Annotated in this window: 15 protein-coding genes; 9 read left to right on the forward strand and 6 right to left on the reverse strand. The window is 69.1% G+C overall.

The window, feature by feature from the left end; all coding sequences use genetic code 11:
* The first annotated feature begins 2 nt into the window (after positions 1 to 2).
* The 7 genes from wecB to AB0L70_RS07820 all read left to right on the forward strand — a co-directional run bounded on the left by wecB (position 3) and on the right by AB0L70_RS07820 (position 9,346).
* Positions 3 to 1,067 (forward strand): UDP-N-acetylglucosamine 2-epimerase (non-hydrolyzing), encoded by a 1,065-nt coding sequence (gene wecB / locus AB0L70_RS07790; protein ID WP_363681213.1) that lies wholly within the window; start codon positions 3 to 5, stop codon positions 1,065 to 1,067.
* Positions 1,068 to 1,071: 4 nt separating this feature from the next.
* The gene (locus AB0L70_RS07795) at positions 1,072 to 2,283 is read left to right on the forward strand and encodes an acyltransferase (protein ID WP_363681215.1); all 1,212 of its coding nucleotides are present in this window, start codon (positions 1,072 to 1,074) and stop codon (positions 2,281 to 2,283) included.
* 25 nt (positions 2,284 to 2,308) lie between these two features.
* Positions 2,309 to 3,610, forward strand: a complete 1,302-nt coding sequence (locus AB0L70_RS07800) for a nucleotide sugar dehydrogenase (protein ID WP_363681217.1) — start codon at positions 2,309 to 2,311, stop codon at positions 3,608 to 3,610.
* Positions 3,607 to 6,225, forward strand: a complete 2,619-nt coding sequence (locus AB0L70_RS07805) for a glycosyltransferase (protein ID WP_363681219.1) — start codon at positions 3,607 to 3,609, stop codon at positions 6,223 to 6,225. The genes AB0L70_RS07800 and AB0L70_RS07805 overlap by 4 nt, the downstream gene beginning before the upstream one ends.
* A 12-nt stretch (positions 6,226 to 6,237) precedes the next feature.
* Positions 6,238 to 7,377 carry a glycosyltransferase gene (locus AB0L70_RS07810; protein ID WP_363681221.1) on the forward strand — a complete coding sequence of 380 codons (1,140 nt, stop codon included), beginning with the start codon at positions 6,238 to 6,240 and terminating at the stop codon, positions 7,375 to 7,377.
* A gap of 76 nt (positions 7,378 to 7,453) precedes the next feature.
* Entirely contained in the window at positions 7,454 to 8,392 is a 939-nt protein-coding gene (locus tag AB0L70_RS07815; protein WP_363681223.1) for a hypothetical protein, read from the forward strand.
* 21 nt (positions 8,393 to 8,413) lie between these two features.
* Positions 8,414 to 9,346 carry a hypothetical protein gene (locus tag AB0L70_RS07820; RefSeq protein WP_363681225.1) on the forward strand — a complete coding sequence of 311 codons (933 nt, stop codon included), beginning with the start codon at positions 8,414 to 8,416 and terminating at the stop codon, positions 9,344 to 9,346.
* Here AB0L70_RS07820 and AB0L70_RS07825 read toward each other — a convergent pair whose 3' ends face one another.
* Positions 9,347 to 10,222 (reverse strand): hypothetical protein, encoded by an 876-nt coding sequence (locus tag AB0L70_RS07825; RefSeq protein WP_363681228.1) that lies wholly within the window; start codon positions 10,220 to 10,222, stop codon positions 9,347 to 9,349.
* Positions 10,219 to 11,205, reverse strand: a complete 987-nt coding sequence (locus AB0L70_RS07830; RefSeq protein ID WP_363681230.1) for an SPFH domain-containing protein — start codon at positions 11,203 to 11,205, stop codon at positions 10,219 to 10,221. Before AB0L70_RS07830 ends, AB0L70_RS07825 begins: the two co-directional genes overlap by 4 nt.
* A 78-nt stretch (positions 11,206 to 11,283) precedes the next feature.
* Here AB0L70_RS07830 and AB0L70_RS07835 point away from each other — a divergent pair, with 78 nt between their 5' ends.
* Positions 11,284 to 11,967 carry an NUDIX domain-containing protein gene (locus tag AB0L70_RS07835; protein ID WP_363681232.1) on the forward strand — a complete coding sequence of 228 codons (684 nt, stop codon included), beginning with the start codon at positions 11,284 to 11,286 and terminating at the stop codon, positions 11,965 to 11,967.
* On the opposite strand, the gene AB0L70_RS07840 is transcribed toward AB0L70_RS07835, so the two are convergent.
* A complete protein-coding gene (locus AB0L70_RS07840) occupies positions 11,964 to 12,857 on the reverse strand; it encodes a carbohydrate kinase family protein (protein ID WP_363681234.1) in 894 nt (297 codons plus the stop codon). The two genes, AB0L70_RS07835 and AB0L70_RS07840, sit on opposite strands and share 4 nt — an antisense overlap.
* Positions 12,858 to 12,886: 29 nt before the next feature.
* Here AB0L70_RS07840 and AB0L70_RS07845 point away from each other — a divergent pair, with 29 nt between their 5' ends.
* The gene (locus AB0L70_RS07845) at positions 12,887 to 13,978 is read left to right on the forward strand and encodes a hypothetical protein (RefSeq protein WP_363681236.1); all 1,092 of its coding nucleotides are present in this window, start codon (positions 12,887 to 12,889) and stop codon (positions 13,976 to 13,978) included.
* Positions 13,979 to 14,191: 213 nt separating this feature from the next.
* On the opposite strand, the gene AB0L70_RS07850 is transcribed toward AB0L70_RS07845, so the two are convergent.
* The 3 genes from AB0L70_RS07850 to AB0L70_RS07860 are packed head-to-tail and all read right to left on the reverse strand — an operon-like array spanning position 14,192 to position 18,372.
* Positions 14,192 to 16,981 carry an AAA family ATPase gene (locus tag AB0L70_RS07850; protein WP_363681238.1) on the reverse strand — a complete coding sequence of 930 codons (2,790 nt, stop codon included), beginning with the start codon at positions 16,979 to 16,981 and terminating at the stop codon, positions 14,192 to 14,194.
* Between the two features lie 2 nt (positions 16,982 to 16,983).
* Complete coding sequence (locus tag AB0L70_RS07855; RefSeq protein ID WP_363681240.1) at positions 16,984 to 17,613, reverse strand: 3-oxoacid CoA-transferase subunit B; 630 nt, start codon at positions 17,611 to 17,613, stop codon at positions 16,984 to 16,986.
* A gap of 3 nt (positions 17,614 to 17,616) precedes the next feature.
* Complete coding sequence (locus tag AB0L70_RS07860; RefSeq protein WP_363681242.1) at positions 17,617 to 18,372, reverse strand: CoA transferase subunit A; 756 nt, start codon at positions 18,370 to 18,372, stop codon at positions 17,617 to 17,619.
* Positions 18,373 to 18,416 lie beyond the last annotated feature (44 nt).

Here is an 18,416-nt window from a genome sequence, read left to right on the forward strand (position 1 = left end):
TCATGAAGGTCCTGAGCGTCGTCGGAGCACGCCCGCAGTTCGTCAAGCTGGCACCGGTGGCGGAGGCGTTCGCCGCCGCCAAAGAGCAACATGGACACCAGCACGTGATCGTGCACACCGGGCAGCACTACGACAAGAACATGTCCGACGTGTTCTTCGCCGACCTCCGGATCCCGGATCCCGACGTCCACCTGGGCGTCGGATCCGGGAGCCACGGCGTCCAGACCGGTGCGATGCTGGCCGCGATGGACGCCGTACTGGACGAGCACAAGCCGGACTGGGTGCTTGTGTACGGCGACACCAACTCGACGCTGGCCGGAACGCTGTCGGCGGTGAAGATGCACCTGCCGGTGGCGCACCTGGAGGCCGGGCTGCGGTCGTTCAACCGGCGGATGCCGGAGGAGCACAACCGCGTCCTGACCGACCACGCGGCGGACCTGCTGCTGGCCCCGACCCAGGTGGCGATGGACCACCTGGCCAACGAGGGCCTGACGGACAAGTCCCGGCTGGTCGGCGACGTCATGACCGACGTGTGCTTCCGGGTCCGCGACGCGGTCAAGGACAAGCCGCTCGACCTGCCGTTCAAGCAGGGCGAGTACCTGGTCGCGACGATTCACCGGCCCGACAACACCGACGACCCGGAGCACCTCGCCGGAATCATCGAGGGCCTGGCGAACGCCGGGCGTCCGGTGGTCCTGCTGGCGCACCCGCGACTGGTCGCGAAGTGCGCGCAGCACGGGATCAAGCTGGAGCGTCCGGACGGTTCGCTGCACGTCCGTGAGCCGCTGGCCTACCCGGAGATGGTCGCGGCCGTGCTCGGCTCGGCCGGTGTGGTCACCGACTCCGGTGGTCTGCAGAAGGAAGCCTTCCTGCTCGGCCGGGTGTGCACCACGCTGCGCACCGAGACCGAGTGGGTCGAGACGCTCGACAACGGCTGGAACGTCCTCACCTCGGACGTCAGTAAGCTGCCCGAGCTGGCCGCCCGGCCGGCTCCCGCGGGGGACCGCCCGATGCCCTATGGCGATGGCCAGGCCGCCGGCCGTGTCGTCGCCGCCTTAGCGGAGTAACCACATGACAAAGGCCGCCGAAGAGGACCAGCAGCAACCGCCGACCCAGGAAGCCCCTGGGCCGGTTGACGTGGCGTCCCCGCCACCCGGCGCGCCTGTCAGTGCCTTCCCCGGGGAGTCCGGCCCACCGCCGACCCACCCGCGGGCACGGTTGCCGCGGGTGGAGTCGCTCACCGGTCTGCGCTGGTGGGCGGCGTTCTTCGTGTTCTGCCACCACATGACCAACCTGGCGCCGCTGCCGATCTTCGACTTCCTGAAGTACGGCACCTCCGGCGTCACGTTCTTCTTCGTGCTGTCCGGTTTCGTGCTGACCTGGTCGGCCCAGCCGGGCACGAAGATCCGCACCTTCTACCGGCGCCGGTTCGCCCGGATCTTCCCGCTGTACTTCCTCACCCTGGTCGCGGCGTTCTTCGTCTTCTACCGGGTCGACCCGCCGGCCGGGATGTCCTGGATCAAGCCGATCTCGGTCAGCGTCCTGGTGCTGTCGGCGTTCCTGCTGCACGGCTGGTCGAACAACCCGACCATCCTGTACGGCGGTAACCCGGCGGGCTGGACGCTCTCGGTGGAAGCGTTCTTCTACGCGTACTTCCCGTTCGTCTGGCGCGCCACCCAGCGGCTGAAGGTGGCCGGCGGCCTGATCATCTGTGTCGCGGTGATCGTGCTCGGCGGGGCGTACCGGCTGGCGTTGTTCCATTACAAGGACGTCGTACCGGTGCTGCCACAACCGGTGCTGCACTCGGTCGCGTTCCTGTTCGGCATCGGCCTGGCGATCTCGCTGCGGTCGGGCTGGAAGCCGCGCATCCCGGTGTGGTTCGCGTTCCTGGTCACCGGCGGCGGCCTGTACGTGCTCTGGTACTCGGGCTCGCACCCGACCCAGTTCCCCGGCGCGATCACCATGGGCCTGTGTCAGAAGGAAATCCTGACCCTGCTGTACGGCTTCCTGATCTTCGCCACCGCCGCCCGCGACACCCGCGGTGGCCGGTCACTGCTGCGCAGCAAGCCCATGGTGGCGCTGGGCCAGTGGTCCTACGCCTTCTACCTGGTGCACGCCACCATCCTGTACGCGATCAAGGAACACCACGGTGTGGCCGGGCCGATCGGCTGGTCCAACCTGACGTGGTACGCCGGTGTCCTGGTCATCTCGATCATCGCCTCGTGGCTGCTCTACAAGTTCGTCGAGCACCCGCTGGAACGGAAGCTCCGAGGCCCCCGATGAAGAATCACTACCTAGTGGAGTTCCTGTGCGTGTCAGTGTTGTTGCCTTAGGCAAGATCGGACTGCCGTTGGCGGTCCAGTTCGCGGCCAAGGGTCATCAGGTGGTCGGCGTCGACATCAACGAGAAGTTCGTCGAGTTGGTCAACGCCGGTCAGGAGCCGTTCCCGGGTGAGGCGCACCTGCAGGAACTGCTGTCCGAGACCGTGGCCGACGGCCGCCTGCGGGCGACCACGGACTACGCGGACGCCATCCCCGGCAGCGACGCGGTCGTCGTGGTCGTGCCGCTGTTCGTGGACGAGCAGACCGGTGAGCCCGAGTTCGGCTGGATGGAGAACGCGACCCGTTCGCTGGCCGAGCACCTGAGCCCCGGGACCCTGGTCAGCTACGAGACCACCCTGCCGGTCGGTACCACCCGGAACCGGTGGAAGCCGATGATCGAGGAGATCTCCGGCCTGACCGAGGGCACCGACTTCCACCTGGTGTTCTCGCCCGAGCGTGTCCTCACCGGCCGGGTGTTCGCGGACCTGCGCAAGTACCCGAAGCTGGTCGGCGGCCTGTCCGAGGAGGGCGCCAAGCGCGCCACCGCGTTCTACGAGGCCGTGCTCGACTTCGACGACCGCCCGGACCTGCAGCGCGGCAACGGCGTGTGGGACCTGGGCTCCGCGGAGGCGGCCGAGCTGGCGAAGCTGGCCGAGACCACCTACCGCGACGTCAACATCGGCCTGGCGAACCAGTTCGCCCGGTTCGCCGGCGAGAACGGCATCGACGTCCACCAGGTCATCGAGGCCTCGAACTCGCAGCCGTACAGCCACATCCACCGTCCGGGGATCGCCGTCGGCGGCCACTGCATCCCGGTCTACCCGCGCCTGTACCTGTGGACCGACCCGGAGGCCACCGTCGTCCGCGCCGCCCGCGAGGCGAACCTGGGCATGCCGGAGTACACCGTCGGCCTGCTCGAGGGTGCGTACGGCGACCTGACCGGAGCCAAGGTGGTCGTGCTCGGCGCGGCGTACCGTGGTGGGGTCAAGGAAACCGCGTTCTCCGGGGTCTTCCCGGCCGTGGAGGCGCTGAAGGCCCGCGGTGCGGAGGTGTCCGTGCACGACCCGCTGTACACCGACGAGGAGCTCCAGCAGCTCGGCTTCGCGCCGTACGCGCTGGGGGCGCCGGTGGACGCGGCCGTGCTGCAGGCCGACCACGCCGAGTACGCGCAGCTGACGCCGGCCGAGCTGCCGGGTGTGAAGGTGCTGGTCGACGGTCGTGACCGCACCGACGCAGCGCGCTGGGCGGGCGTCCGCCGGATCGTGATCGGAAGGTCGGTCAGCCAGTGACAAATGCCGACCTTCGGGTCGTGATGATGGTCGCCAACGACGTCACCAACGACAGTAGGGTCCGCAAAGAGGCCGCAGCACTGGCCGAGACCGGAGCAGAGGTAACTGTGCTCGGGGTCTCGGCCAGCGGCCTGCCGTCGAGGGAGATGCTCGACGGCGCGCTGATCGTCCGGGTGGCGGTGCCGTTCGCTCTGCGTGAGGAGCGCAAACGCAGCCGGAAGGCGCGGCGCGACTGGCGGCCGCCGTTGGTGGGGTACAAGTACCGCTCGACCTATGTGGCCCGCAGTCAGCGGGTCCAGGCCGAGCTCAAGGAACTGAAGGCCGACTCGGGGCACGCGATCGCGCGGGCCAAGGCCGGCAAGGGAAATCCGCTCAAGTTCAAGCTCGGCGTGGCCACCCGGCTGCTCCGCCGCTCCCGCTGGCAGGCCGCCAAGAAGGCGACCTGGGTGCGCAAGGGCGTCGGCAACAAGGCCGATACCCCGTTCAAGTTCGGGTGGCGTGCGTACGACGGCGTCATCCACCGGATGGGGTGGCCGGCACCGTGGCGCAAGCTGCACCCCGAGGCGCTGGACCTGGAGATCGCCTTCGGTGATCTGATCGACCGGCTCGAGCCCGATGTCGTGCACGCGCACGACATGCACGTGATCGGGGTCGCCACCCGCGCCGCCGGCCGGGCGAAGCTGCGCGGCCGCAACCTCAAGGTCGTGTACGACGCGCACGAGTACGTGGCGGGCCTGTCCCGGTACGGCGCTCGCACGCGGCGCTCGATCTCGGCGTGGGCCAACCACGAGGCCGAGTACATCGCCGAAGCAGACCGGGTGATCACCGTCAGCCCGGCCATCGCGACGCGACTGCAGCGCGAGCACAAGCTGGATCACGAGCCGATCGTGATCATGAACACGCCGAATCCGGCGGACGTGTCGGTCGAGGTGTCCGACATCCGCAGCCAGATCGGTTTGGGGTCCGAAGTACCGCTGCTCGTCTACAGCGGTGGTGTCACCCGGGCCCGGGGTATCCAGACTGCGGTCCAGGCGCTGGTCGACCTGCCGGACGTGCACCTGGCCGTTGTGTGCGTGCCTGGCGTTGCGACCGACGCCGTACGCGAACTGCAGGCGCAGGCCGTGGCGCTCGAGGTGCAGGACCGGTTGCACTGCCTGGACCCGGTGAAGCCGGACGAGGTCGTCGCGTTCCTGCGGACAGCGGACGTCGGGCTGATCCCGATCCTGCGCTACCCGAGTCACGAGATGTCGCTGCCGAACAAGCTGTTCGAGTACGCCTTCGCGGGCGTGCCGGTGGTGGTCAGCGACATGCCGAGCATGAAGGAGTTCGTCGACCGGACCGGGATCGGCGAGGTGTTCGCCGCGGCGGACGCGCACGACCTCGCGGCCAAGGTCCGCACGGTCCTCGGCGACCTCGACACCTACCGCGAGCGGGTGGCTGACCCCAGCTACCAGCAGGAGGTGTCCTGGTCCGGGCAGGCGGAGAAGCTCCGGGCCCTGTACGGCGAACTCTCCGGCCGGCAGCTCGCGGTCGTGCAGCCTGGCGGCCGCGCGATCAAGGACCACCGCCGGCTCCTGCTCGGTCCGGTCAACAGCGCCGGTCAGGCGTGGTTGTGGGCGACCGCGCTCGAGCGGGAAGTGCCGGACATCAAGGCGGAGTCGCTGACCACGGGCAGTGGTGCGTTCGACTTCCGCGTGCACCGCACCGGGACGTACCGGCAGTACCGGTCCGACCTGCGTTGGCAGCTGGAGCTGACGGCGTACGCGTTGCGCGAGGTCACCCACGTGCTGTTCGAGGCCGGCCGGCCGATGTTCGGGCAGCAGCGCGGGCAGATGTGGACGAACGACGTACCGATGCTGGATCAGGCCGGGATCAAGCACGGCCTGGTGTTCCACGGGTCGGAGATCCGGGATCCGGCACTGCACCGGGCCAACTACCGGTGGTCGCCGTTCCGCAACCCGGACGACGAGCTGACGTCGCGACTGCAGTCGGCGAACGACCTGATGCGCCGGCACCTGGAGGGGTACGAAGGCCCGATCTTCGTCACCACTCCGGACCTGCTGGAGTTCGTCGAGAACGGTATCTGGCTGCCGCTGACCGTGGACGTCGGCGAGTTCGGGTCGACCCAGCCGGTGCTCGAGCGGGAGGTGCCGGTGGTGCTGCACGCACCGTCCGCCTCGGCGTTGAAGGGTTCGGCGTACGTCGATCCTGTGCTGACGGACCTGGATGCGCGGGGCCTGATCAAGTACCAGCGGGTCCAGGGTGTTCCGCATGCCGAGCTCGCCGAGATGGTGAAGAGCGCCGACATCGTGGTCGACCAGCTGCTGCTCGGTTCGTACGGCGTCTTCGCCTGCGAGGCGATGGCGGCAGGCCGGGTCACCGTCGGGCATATCGCGGACCCGGTCCGCGACCTGCTGCCGACCGACCTGCCGATCGCGGAGGCGACGCCGGACGACCTGTCCGAGGTGATCGAGCGGCTGGTCGCCGAGCGCGACACCGCGCGCAAGATCGCCGACGCGGGGCCGGAGTACGTGCGGGACCTGCATGACGGACGGAAGTCTGTCGAGGTATTGCTGCCGTTCATGAACAACGAACTCGTGGTGGGCGGCGAGTAAGTGCGGATTCTGATGATCGCGCAGTCCCCGATCGCCGGGGACTCGCGGATCTTGCGGGAGGCAACGGCTCTGGCCGCGTCCGGTCACACGCTGCATGTGATCGGCCGCGATGTCCCGGACAGATTCGAGATTGGTCCGGGCATCACGGTCGAGTCGGTCTCCCGCTCGGCCGGACTGCGGTCGGGTAACGGTGGGCTCGCGGTCGGGCACGGGCGGAACGGGCCCAAGGTGCTCGTTCAGCGGTTCGGCCGGTGGTTGCTGCTGCCGGAGCACCGGAACCGGACCGAGAAGCAGTGGCGGATCGCGGCCGCTCCCCGGGTCGCCGCCGCCGGCCCGTTCGAGGTTGTGCACGCGCATGACTTCAACACGTTGGAGCTCGCCGCCGAGTACGCCGAGAAGTGGTCGGCGGAGCTGGTCTACGACACGCACGAGCTGTGGTTCGACCGGGCCTTGCCGGGTCGGCCGACGCCACTGTGGCGGGCGCGTGGGCGGCGGTTCGAGGTTTCGCTCGCGTCGAAGGCGCGGTTCGTCATCACGGTGTCGGACGGGATCGCGGAGCGGTTGCGGTCGCGCGGGTTGCCGGACGTTCGCGTCGTACGCAACACGTTCCCGCGGGCTGACGACGTACCGGCTGCGCCGGATCATCCGGAGGGTCTGCTGTACGCCGGTCGCGTCGGCGCCGGCCGGGATCTGCCGACGGTGGTCGCGGCCGCACGTCAGTTGGCGCCGTTCCGGACGGTGTTGATGGGGTCGGTGGATCCCAACTATCGCTTGGATCTGGGACCGGTCGAGACGGTCGCGGAGCGCTCGATCGACGAGGTCGACGACACGCTGCGCTCGTACGGCATCTCGCTCGTCACGCTCACCAACACCTGTGAGAACCATCGGCTGGCGCTGCCCAACAAGCTCTTCCACGCCGTCCGGGCCGGCGTCCCGGTGGTGGCGGCCGATCTTCCGGAGATGCGTGCTGTTGTCACGCAGTACAAGCTCGGCACTCTCTACGAGCCGGGCAACTCGGCATCTCTCACAGCAGCAGTCCAAGCCCTGATCGAGAGCTATGCCACGTACACCGACGGAGTACGAGCCGCAGCCGCAGACCTCAACTGGGAAAAGGATTCCGCCACCCTGGTGGCTGCTTACTCAGAGCTGTGAAACTTTCTGTGCCCGCCCGGTATCTAGGTGAGTAGAGCGTCCCGCGACGCCGAAGGGGACGCGGAGGGCAGGGGACATGAAGCGACGCATCGTGGCTTGGGTCGGGGGCGCCGCTTTGTCGGCGGCCGCGCTCACGCCTACCGCGGCCCAGGGCGCGGTCACTCCGGGAACGACCGCGCAGAGCGCTGCCGCGGTCTGTGAAGTCTGGCAGGGATCGGTGACCGCGACGGGACAGCACACGTCGTCGCAGCTGACCGCGACCACACCGCCGACGGTCGTCGACAAGCAGACCGCGGAGGCGGTGTTCGGGCCCGGGCAGGTCCGGCTGAGTGCCCGCACCACGCAGGAGCCGGACATCGCCGGCTTCGACCGCTACGGGTACGTCGTGATCGGCGACGCGCTCTACTGGAGCAACTACACGGTCGACCCCGGCACCGGCCAGATCGATCCCACCAACCCGCCCTTCCTGCGGCGGATCGGTGGCGGCTGGGCGTCGTTCAGGACGCTCGAGACCACGACGTACGAGACGTTTACCGGCCCCGTCGGCCGGTCGGCGGCCTACGCGCTGCGGAATGACGGGACGCTGTTCCGTTGGACGATCGTCAACGGCACCTGGCGGGCAGCCGGTTCGTATCCGGGGTTCTCGTCGGTCAAGTCGATGACGCTGATCAGCAAGACTCCGACGTACGACACGTTCCTCGCGAACAGCCGCGGTGGGGTGCTGTACACGATCCGGATCCCGTCCTCGTCGCCGCTGAAGCCGGTCGTCAAGCAGGTGCGGACCCGCACCTGGCAGGGCTTCGAGGAGCTGTCCGCGATGGCGTGCGGGAAGAACGGCACGCTCCTGCTGGGCATCGACAGGGACACGAAGACGGGCTACCTGTACGCCGTCGGCCACGCGAACGGCCTGTCCACCGTCATCCAGTCCCGGGGTACCGTCCCCGGTACCTTCGACGACCCGGTGTACTTCCGCTGGGTGCCTATTGCTGTCTACGACGTCGCCAATGGCGAGTGATCCCTCTGAAAGGACATCTGGATGTTCCGTAAGACCATCGGTCTGATGAGTGTCGCGGGTCTGGTGCTGACGCTTCCGACCGCCCAAGCGGCGCAGACAGCGCTGGCTACGCCGACCGCGCCCACCAGCCTCGCGGCGGCCTGCGCACTCGGGGTCGGCTCGTTCAACCAGCAGTGGGGTCAGAACAGCGAGGTCATCACCGCCACCACACCGCCGACCGAAGGCCCGATCCTGTCCACGCCGAACATCTACAAACCGCCGTTCGGTCTCGGCAGCACGCCCACCACGTTCACCACCACTCCGATGACCGGCGGGCGGACGGCCCGGGTCGGGAAGATCGTGATCGGTGGATATCTCTACGACAGTTCGGCCATCGTCCGTTCCGACGGTTCGCTGATGGCGGGCTCGGCCGTCCTGAAGAAGTACGGCGGCGGCTGGGGCGGGCGCTTCCTCGTCCAGGCGCGGTACAAGGCCTCGGCGGCGAGCAAGCCGACCCGGACGACGCTGTACCAGCAGGAGGCGAGCGGCAAACTCGGGCGCTGGACCGATGTGGGTGCGGGCTTCCGGAACACCGGCTATGTCACCGGCCTCAGCACGATGAAGGCGTTCGCGCTGATCGCCACGACGGCGACGTACGACATGTTCCTGGTGAACAACCGGGCCGGCGGGCTGTACACGTTGAAGATCCCGACCACCAGCCCACTGAAGCCGGTCGCGACGCCGGTGCGTACGTCGAGCTGGCAGATCTTCGAGAAGATGATCGCGGCCCCCTGTGGAACCGGCTCGATCGTGCTCGCGATGGATCGCGACAACGGCACCTACTACATCTACTCCGTCAGCCACGCGAACGGCACCAAGACCGCAATCAAGAACCTCGGCAAGGTAAAACTCAACTGGGGCGACTTCGACCAGTTCCGCTTCGCCCCCGCCTACGACCCCCTGAACGGCGGCTGATCACACCACGAGTTGGAGTGTGACTGGGGCTACGCCGATTTCTAGGCGTTGGCCCCAGGTTACGGTCAGGGTGTCGGATTCCATTCCGTCGCCGAAGACGACGAGGTCGGACTCGGCCGTGATCGTCAACGTGTCCGGGGCTTTGAGTAAACCTTCGGTATTGTCGGTCCCGGTCGCCGGTGACGGCCAGGCCTCGCGGACGAACCAGCACAACGCCGGATCGGTCGGCGCCGGCAGGGCCAGCGGACTGCGCCGTTCCTGCCACGCCGACCGGCACCAGCCGGTCGAACCGGTGCCGGTTCCGACCAGGACGCCGGACGACGACTGACGCTCGGCCAGGCTCTCCGGCGAGCTCAGCCGGTACCGTGCGGACTGGTGTGAGTGGTGCCCGACGTACACCTCGTTCAACGCGATCAGCTGCTGCCCGTCATCGGTGCTCGCGGCAACCATCGTCCGCGCCGTCACGTTCGGCACGGCCAGCAGGTCGGCGATCGCGGCCGGTTCGTGCGGCACGAGTACGCCGGGATTGCGCGCCGGCTCGGGGTTGATCCCGATCACCGGCTGGCCGTCCAGGTACTTGGCCACGTTGGCGACCAGCCCGTCCTGACCGACCGCGATCACCACGTCCTCCGGGCCGAACCCGAACCGGTCCAGGTCGTTGCGCTCAGCAACAGCTCGGCGCCAGTCCAGCGGGATCGCGGCGCTGACTGTCGCGAGGGCGTCCTGCTGGGCCTGGTGCCGAGCGTCGAGCTCGGCCAGGTCCCGGCCGCGGCTGGTCAGGAAGAACCCGGCCTGCTGCCGGGTCCCGTGCCGGGCGACCAGCTCGGTGAGCTCGGTCGCCCGGTGCACGATCACCGCCCTGGGTGGCAGGCTCATGCGGTCAGCCTGGCCAGCAGCGGAGTGAGCAGATCGGGGGTCAGGTTCAGCGTGCCGATCTCCGGCAGCGCACCTTCCTTGATCGCCATCGCCAGGATGGTCCCCTGGTCGAGCTCGGCGTACGCATCGAGCATCGCCTTCTCGGCCGCGGCCGCCGCCGCACCGATCACCCGCTTGGCATCGGCTTCCGACTCGCTGAGCGCCCGCTGGCGACCGGCCGCGGCTGCGGTCTCGATCTGACCGGCGGCTGCGGCTTCGGTCGCGCGCATGCGCTCGTTCTGGCCGCGTTGGTTGACCAGTTGCTCCTCGCGGCGGGCGAGCTCGATCTGGTTCTGGAGTTCGTTCTCCGCGATCGAGCGCTCCCGCTCGACCGCCATCGCGCGACGTTCGTACGTCGCCTTGTCCGCGGCCTGCTGCACCATCTCGCGGGTGGGAGTCTGCAGCGCCTTCTCGACATCCCGCTCGGCCCGTACGGCGACCACGCGGACATCCTCGACTCCGATGCCGAGACCGGTCAGCCGCTGATCCTCACGCAGCCCGGTCCCGACCGTCTGCCGCAACGAGGTCATGCCCTCGGAGAGTGCCTCGGTCAAGGTCATCCGGGCCAGCAGGTCCAGGGCGGTCTGCTGGGCAAGCTCGGTCAGCAATCCGCCGAGCTGCTCCAGCGGAGTGGATCGCCAGAGCCCGGTGTCCGGGTCGATCCCGAAGTCGAGCCGGCTCGCGGCCAGCGCCGGGTCAGTGACTCGGTACGTCACGCTCGCCTGCACGGCGACGTCCTGGAAGTCCTGGGTGCGGCCGTGGAACAACAGCGGCTGCTCGCGGTCGTCGATCGGGATCTCGCTCAGCGACGAGTTCAGCGCGCGGAACCAGAACGCCTGGCCGGCGCCGTCGTGCGCGACCTTCCCGTTGCGCAGATGCCGGACGTGGGTGGTCGGATTGGCCCGCAGGTGGCTGATGAAGCGGAAGCGGGTGATGTCTGCCATCGATCATTCTCCTTTGTCGTCACTCTGACGATAAGCCCGTATGTGACTTCTCGTCAAGGTGACGATTACACTCGGCCCATGGACTTCGAGCCGCTCGGCCTGGCCACCGACCTGGTCATCCTGACCGTCCGCGACGGCGGCCTGCACGTGCTCCTGATCAGTCGCGGCATCCCGCCGTACCAAGGCCGGTGGGCGCTGCCGGGTGGGTTCGTCCGACCCGACGAGGACCTGGAGTCGACCGCCCGGCGCGAACTCGCGGAGGAGACCGGCCTCTCCTCGGAGCGCATCCACCTCGAGCAAGTGGCGACGTACGGCGCTCCCGAGCGCGACCCACGTGGTCGGGTCGTCAGCGTCGCCTACCTGGCGCTGGTCCCCGATCTCCCCGCCCCGGTCGCCGGGTCCGACGCGGCATCAGCGAGCTGGGTCGAGGCGATGGAGCTCCTGGCCGATCCGGACCGGCTGGCGTTCGACCATCACCAGATCCTCACGGACGCGGTCGAGCGGGCTCGGGCCAAGCTCGAGTACTCGCCGCTGGCCACGGCCTTCTGCCCGCCCGAGTTCACCATCTCCGAACTGCGCGGCGTCTACGAAGCCGTCTGGGGCACCCCGTTGGACCCGCGCAACTTCCACCGCAAGGTCACCAAGACCGCAGACTTCGTCGCGCCGGTCGGCACCACCACAACCCGGGACGGCGGTCGCCCGGCCCAGCTCTTCCACCGCGGCACCGCCACCACGCTTCATCCACCGATGACTCGCGGCTAGATGTATTGCCGGGTCCAGAGCGCCAGTTCTTCGGCGGTGATGAGGTTGGCGTGGGTGCCGGGCGTGGTGCAGGCCCAGGCGCCGGCGACCGTGCCGGCCAGCGCGGCGTCATGCCAGGAGACGCCGTCCAGGAAGCGGGCCAGGAACGCGGCCACGTAAGCGTCGCCGGCTCCGTTGGTGTCGACCACCCGGCGATCCGGGAGATGGATCGCGGGGAGGTGCCGGGTGGGCTGGTCGCGGACGTGTAGGTAGCTGCCGTTCGCGCCGGACATCGCGACCACGACCTCGGCACGGCCGTTGGCGAAGATCCAGTCGACCGCGTCCTCCGCGAGCGCACCGGTGGAGACGAAGACGATGTCGGCCGCGGTCGCGAAGTCCTTGTGGTAGTCGTTCCGGCCGTCCCAGTCGTGCAGGTCGGTCGAGACCGTGCACCCGGCCGCGATCGCGTCGCCCAGCGCGTACCGGGCGAAGTCCATGATCGAGACATGGACGTGCCGGGCATGTACGACGTTCGTCCGCCAGAGGTCCGGGTCGACCCGCAGTCCGGCCGGGTGCCGCCGGTCGTACAGGGAGAGGCGCTGGCCGTCCGGCGCGACCAGGTTTACCGATCGACGGGTTCCGGCGGGATGCAGAGCGACGTGGAGGGGGAGCCGGAGCTCGGCGTACGTACGGCGGATGCGGTCGCCCTCGACGTCGTCACCGATCACATCGACCAGGCCGGCCTGCAGCCCGAGCAGGTGGCAGCCGAGCGTGACGCCGTGCCCCGTGTGTCCGAGGTACGACTCGATCGGCTCGACACCGATCGTCTCCGCTTCCTTCAACGGCAGGCTCGGCACCCGCACGATCGTGTCGATCCCGACTCCGCCAATCACCAGCACATCCAGCTCCACCTGTCCCGTATACCCGACTTTCGACAGGGATGACAGATGTCTTCCGGGAGCTGAACGCACTCTTACGCGAGAGGAGAGTCGACTCATGCTCACCCGACGCCTCCTGCTCGTCTCCACCGGCGCGACCCTGCTCACTCCGTTCGCAACCCCAGGTGCCCAGGCCACCACTCGCCGTACCCCTGTGTCCCTCCGATTTCCGCGGCCGACCGGGCCGTTTCCGGTCGGTACGACGGAGTTGCACCTGGTCGATCCGGACCGCGACGACCCGTACGTGCCGGAGCTGGGGCCGGCGGCCGGTGGTGGTGTTCTCACCCGGCTTCGGCGTACCGCGTGGGCTCGCCTCGATCAGTGTCGCCGAGCTCGCCGGCCGCGGATATGTCGTGGTCACCGTCGACCACACGTACGAGGTCGCCGGCGTCGAGTTCCCCGGCGGCCGGCTCGAGGTGCAGACCCTGCCGGAGGGCTCGTACGCGTTGATGGCTCGGGCCGCGCGCCTCGCCGACCTCCGGTTCGTCCTCGACGCCGTCACCAAGCTGGCCCACGGTCAGAACCCGGACGCCGAGCACCGCCACCTGCCGGCCGGTCTCGGCGAGATCCTCGACCTGCGCCGGGTCGGCGCCTACGGTCACTCGGCCGGCGGTCTCAGCTCGATCGACCTGCTGGACGTCGATCGCCGGGTCCGCGCCGCGATCAACCTCGACGGTCCGCTCGGCTACGGGTACGACGATCCCGCCGACGCTCCGACCGTGGCGCACGGGACCGATCGCCCGTTCCTGCTGATGGGGTCCGCCAAGAGCGGCCCCTTCGGCCCGATGACCCACCGGGACGAACCGTCCTGGGGTCTGTTCTGGGACCACTCGACAGGCTGGAAACGCGACCTCAACCTCCCGAACGGCCGCCACTACAGCTTCATCGACCACCAGGCGCTGGTGCCGTGGTTCCAGCGGTTCTTCACCGTCCCACCCGAGCTCATCGAGACCGCCGTCGGTACGGCGAACCCGGCCAAGGTGCTGTTCGCGCTCCGCACCTACCTCCCGGCCTTCTTCGACCAGCATCTCCGCGACCGTCCCAACCATGCCCTCTGGCGCCGGGCCCTCCCCGAGACCAAGATCATCGACTGACACCGGGGCGCCGCCGCTCAGGGAGTACTCCTTCGACTCTGCGTACGGGCCGTCGGTCGGGAACATGCCCGGCCGACGGGCCAGCGCCTGCGGGTTGCGGCGTACCCATCCGACGTAATCCACGCTGCGGCCTCCTCGAACTCGATCGAGTTCGAGCCTCGCCGCGAGGGCCGGTCCGGCACATCTGCCGAACGCCCTATCTCCCGGTCCGAACTACTGCTCCAGCAGTCCGTTCCGGTGCGCCACGGCGGCGGCCTCGGTGCGGGTGGCGGCGCCGAGTTTGGTGAGCAGCCGGGACAGGTGGATGCCGACCGTGCGCGGCGAGATGAACAGCTCGGCGGCGATCTCACGGTTCGACTTCCCGGCCGCAACGACCCGCAGTACGTCGTACTCCCGGTGTGTCAGCCCGAACGGCAACGCGTGCGCCGCCGGCTCGTCCTCCAACCGGGCCCGCCGGGCGAGCTTGGTCAAGTGGTCGAGCAATGGCGGTGCGCCGATGTCCGTCGCCAGCTCGATCGCCTCGCGCAGCCGGAGCCTGGCGCCACCGCGGTTGCTGTCCGCCAGCGCGACCTCGGCCGCCCGGGTCAGCGTCCGGGCGAGCTTCCAGCGTGCGCCGAGTCCGCGCCAGTAGTCGCCGGCCGCGTCCCAATCGGCGAGCTTGCCGGGCCCGAGCTCGGCGTCGAGAAGCAGCCGGTGTCCGTCGTCGTACGCGAGCGGGTCGACGGTCAGCCGGGTCAGCGCGCGGTGTCGCTGGGCTACCTGTTCGATCACCTGCTGATCGCGGGGATGGGCGGCCCGCCACGCCCGCAGCATCCGCGCCGCGTCCACCACCGCATCCAGCGGGACCAGATCATCGCGACCGATGGCAAGGAACTCGCCGAGGTGACGATCGGCGGTGCGGTAGTCGGCCTCCGCGGTGGCCAGTCCGATCGAGAGCTGCAGCCAGTCCACCCGGAACAGGACCTCGAGGTCGTCGCCGATGAGTCCTTCCACTCGGTCCAGGTCGGTCCGGACCGCGTCGAGGTCCCCGCGGCCGAGCATGATGTGGGCGCGATTCAGCCGGAGGTAGGCGTCGTACACGGTCGGCAGCTCTGGGTCGTGCTGGTCCTCGATCAGTTCGAGGGCGGCGTCCCAGCGGCCGAGCGCGAACAACCGGGTACTGGCGGAGCTGGCCAGGATCGCTCCCCGGGCCCGGCGCATGCCGACCTGCTCTGCGATGTGCACGGCATCCATCAGCTGGTGAACTTGAGCGCTGAACGGCGCGTGACCCCAGCTGATCGCGGCCTCCCACAGCATCGCCGTGAGCGCGGTGTAGTGATCGCCGCAGTGGGTGGCGAGCCCGCGGGCCCGCTGCAACAGCTCTCGGCCCAGCGCGGCGTCGTGGTTGGGCGCCCGGCCCTCCAGCAGTCCGCGGATCGCCAGGGCCATCGCCCGAACTGAATCGTCGCCGACCACCGCGGCGAGCTCCGCTGCCTCGACGGCGGTAGGCAGGGCCTCCGCGCCTCCGCCGGTCATCGAGAGGGTGCTCGCCGTCGTGCAAAGGATGCGGGCGCGGATGTGCGGTTCGGTCGCGAGCTTCAGTGCCCGCCGGAGGTCATCCAGACCACTGAGATCGGTCTGGATCTTCAGCCGGGTACGCCGTTCGAGCAGCCGGGCGACGCGATCGGGTTCGTCGGCAGGATCGAGCAGCGCGAGCGCCTCGGTGCAGGCGTCGATACCGGTGCCCGACTCGGCCGCGAACTGGGCCGAGGCCGCGACCTGCTCGAGCACCGTGACCCGGTCGGTGCCGATCACGCCGGCCGGATCCTCGACCCGGTCCCACAGGTACAGGACCCGGGTCAGCAGCCGGACTTCCTCGGCGTACCCGACGTTCGACCGCGCCTCCCGGGCGGCGGCGTACGCCGTCCGGAGTGCCTCGTCGGGTACGTCGGCGGCGTACCAGTGATCGGCCAGCTCGGCGGCGGGTCGGGCGTGGGTGGACAGGTTCGGTTCGTCGGTCAACGCGCGGGCGAAGGCGGCGTGGAGGCGGGTGCGTTCGCCGGGCAACAGATCGGCGTACACGGCTTCGCGGATGAGGGCGTGCCGGAAGGCGTAGCCGTCCTCGGTCACGATCAATTGGTCGCGGTCGACCAGCAAACGCAGGGCGTCGACGGCGAAGGGGTGTACGGCGGCGAGCAGGCCATCGCTGACCGGAGCGCCGGAGACGGACGCGGTGGCGAGCAGTTGCCGGGCCGGTTCCGGCAGCCCGGCGATCCGGCTGAGCAGCAGCCCGCGCAGGGTGGCGGTCCCGGTGTCCTCGGTCTGGGCCAGTGCCTCGACGAAGAGCGGATTGCCGCCGCTGCGGGCGTGGATCCGCTTGGCCGCGGTCGAGTTCTGGTGGCCGGTGATCGCGGTCAGCTGGCGGCCGACCGCGCCCTGGTCGAGCGGGCCGAGATCGAGGGAGATGACCTCGTTCCGCCGCCCGAGCTCGGCGAGTAGCCGATGCACCGGATGACCGACGTCGACCTCACCGGTCCGGACGGTACCGATCACCAGCACCGAGCCGGTCTCGAGATTGCGGGCCAGGTAGACGAACAGCTCACGCGTGGCCGGGTCGGCCCAGTGCAGGTCCTCGATCACCAGCACGACCGGCCGGTCGGCCGCGATCCGTTCGAAGACGCTCAGCACCTCGCCGAACAGCCGGCCGCGACCCTCCGCGCCGGTCCCGGCGCTCGGCGGGAACAGCTCCGTCTCGCCGAGCATCCGGCGCAACTGCTTGCCGACAGCAATGAACGGGACGAACGCCGCACTCTCACCACCGGTCTCCAGACATCCACCGGTCAGTACGACGGCCTCGTCCGGCAACCCCGTGGTGAACTCGGTGAGCAGCCGGGTCTTGCCGATCCCGGCCTCACCCGACAGCAACACCGTGACCGCGCGCCCGCTGCGCGTCTCGTCGTACGCGGACTGCAGCTTGGCGAGCTCGTCCGACCGCCCGGCCAGAACCGGGCTGACGGTCCGCACGACTACTGCTTGATCGGTGCGCCGGTCTTGGACTGGAGGTCGTCGAAGGTGACGCCGTCGGCGAGCTCGACCAGCTTCAGCCCGTCCTCGGTGACATCCAGTACGGCGAGATCGGTGATGATCCGGTTGACCACGCCCCGGCCGGTGTACGGCAGGTCGCACTCCTCGAGGATCTTGTGCGAACCGTCCTTGGCGACGTGCTCCATCAGCACGATCACCTTCTTGGCGCCGTGGACCAGGTCCATCGCGCCGCCCATGCCCTTGACCATCTTGCCGGGGATCATCCAGTTGGACAGATCGCCCTTGGCCGACACCTGCATGGCACCGAGGATGGCCGCGTCGATCGCGCCGCCCCGGATCATCCCGAACGACAGCGCGGAGTCGAAGAACGAGGCGCCCGGCAACGTGGTGACGGTCTCCTTGCCGGCATTGATCAGGTCCGGGTCCTCTTCGCCCTCGACCGGGTACGGGCCGACGCCGAGGATCCCGTTCTCGCTCTGGAGTACGACGGTGACGCCGTCGGGGATGTAGTTCGGGACCAGGGTCGGCAGGCCGATACCGAGGTTCACGTACTCGCCGTCGGCCAGCTCGGCGGCCGCCCGGGCGGCCATCTGCTCACGGGTGAGTGGCATGGCTCAGGCCCCCTTCTGGACGGTGCGCTTCTCGATGCGCTTCTCGATGTCCTTGCCGACAGCAACGACACGCTGGACGTAAACACCCGGCAGGTGGATCTCGTCCGGGTTCAGCTCACCAGGCTGAACCAGTTCCTCCACCGAGGCGATCGTGACCCGGCCGGCCATCGCGGCCAGCGGGTTGAAGTTGCGGGCGCTCCGGTCGAACACCAGGTTCCCCTGGGTGTCGCCCTTGAGCGCGTGCACCAGCCCGAAGTCCGTGGTGATCGACTCCTCGAGCACGTACGTCGTGCCGTTGATCTCCCGGGTCTCCTTCGCCGCCGAGGCCTTCGCGACCGAGCCGTCTGTGTTGTACAGCTGCGGCAGACCACCGTCGGCGACCTGCGTGCCGACGCCGGCCAGCGTGTAGAAGGCCGCGATCCCGCAGCCGCCGGCCCGGAGCTTCTCGGCCAGTGTGCCCTGCGGGGTCAGCTCGACCTCCAGCTCACCGCTGAGGAACTGACGGGCGAACTCTTTGTTCTCCCCGACGTACGACGAGGTCATCTTGGCGATCCGCTTGTCCGCGAGCAGGATGCCGAGGCCCCAGTCGTCGACGCCGCAGTTGTTCGACACCACGCTGAGCCCGGTCACCCCCTTGTCGTGCAGGGCGCTGATCAGCTCCATCGGATTGCCGCACAGCCCGAAGCCGCCGACCGCGAGGCTCGCGCCGTCGCCGATGTCGTCGACCGCAGCCTGCGGTGACTCGTACGTCTTGTCCATCAGCTGCTCCGTTGCAGTCAGGGTGCCGGTAGCCCCGACTCTAA

Source organism: Kribbella sp. NPDC051952, from assembly GCF_040680855.1.
GTDB lineage: Bacteria > Actinomycetota > Actinomycetes > Propionibacteriales > Kribbellaceae > Kribbella.

Coding starts and splice junctions, on each gene's coding strand:
- wecB (WP_363681213.1), top strand. CDS start 3: ATGAAGGTCCTGAGCGTCGTCGGAGCACGCCCGCAGTTCGTCAAGCTG.
- AB0L70_RS07795 (WP_363681215.1), top strand. CDS start 1,072: ATGACAAAGGCCGCCGAAGAGGACCAGCAGCAACCGCCGACCCAGGAA.
- AB0L70_RS07810 (WP_363681221.1), top strand. CDS start 6,238: ATGATCGCGCAGTCCCCGATCGCCGGGGACTCGCGGATCTTGCGGGAG.
- AB0L70_RS07815 (WP_363681223.1), top strand. CDS start 7,454: ATGAAGCGACGCATCGTGGCTTGGGTCGGGGGCGCCGCTTTGTCGGCG.
- AB0L70_RS07820 (WP_363681225.1), top strand. CDS start 8,414: ATGTTCCGTAAGACCATCGGTCTGATGAGTGTCGCGGGTCTGGTGCTG.
- AB0L70_RS07825 (WP_363681228.1), bottom strand. CDS start 10,222: ATGAGCCTGCCACCCAGGGCGGTGATCGTGCACCGGGCGACCGAGCTC.
- AB0L70_RS07830 (WP_363681230.1), bottom strand. CDS start 11,205: ATGGCAGACATCACCCGCTTCCGCTTCATCAGCCACCTGCGGGCCAAT.
- AB0L70_RS07835 (WP_363681232.1), top strand. CDS start 11,284: ATGGACTTCGAGCCGCTCGGCCTGGCCACCGACCTGGTCATCCTGACC.
- AB0L70_RS07845 (WP_363681236.1), top strand. CDS start 12,887: ATGACAGATGTCTTCCGGGAGCTGAACGCACTCTTACGCGAGAGGAGA.
- AB0L70_RS07855 (WP_363681240.1), bottom strand. CDS start 17,613: ATGCCACTCACCCGTGAGCAGATGGCCGCCCGGGCGGCCGCCGAGCTG.
- AB0L70_RS07860 (WP_363681242.1), bottom strand. CDS start 18,372: ATGGACAAGACGTACGAGTCACCGCAGGCTGCGGTCGACGACATCGGC.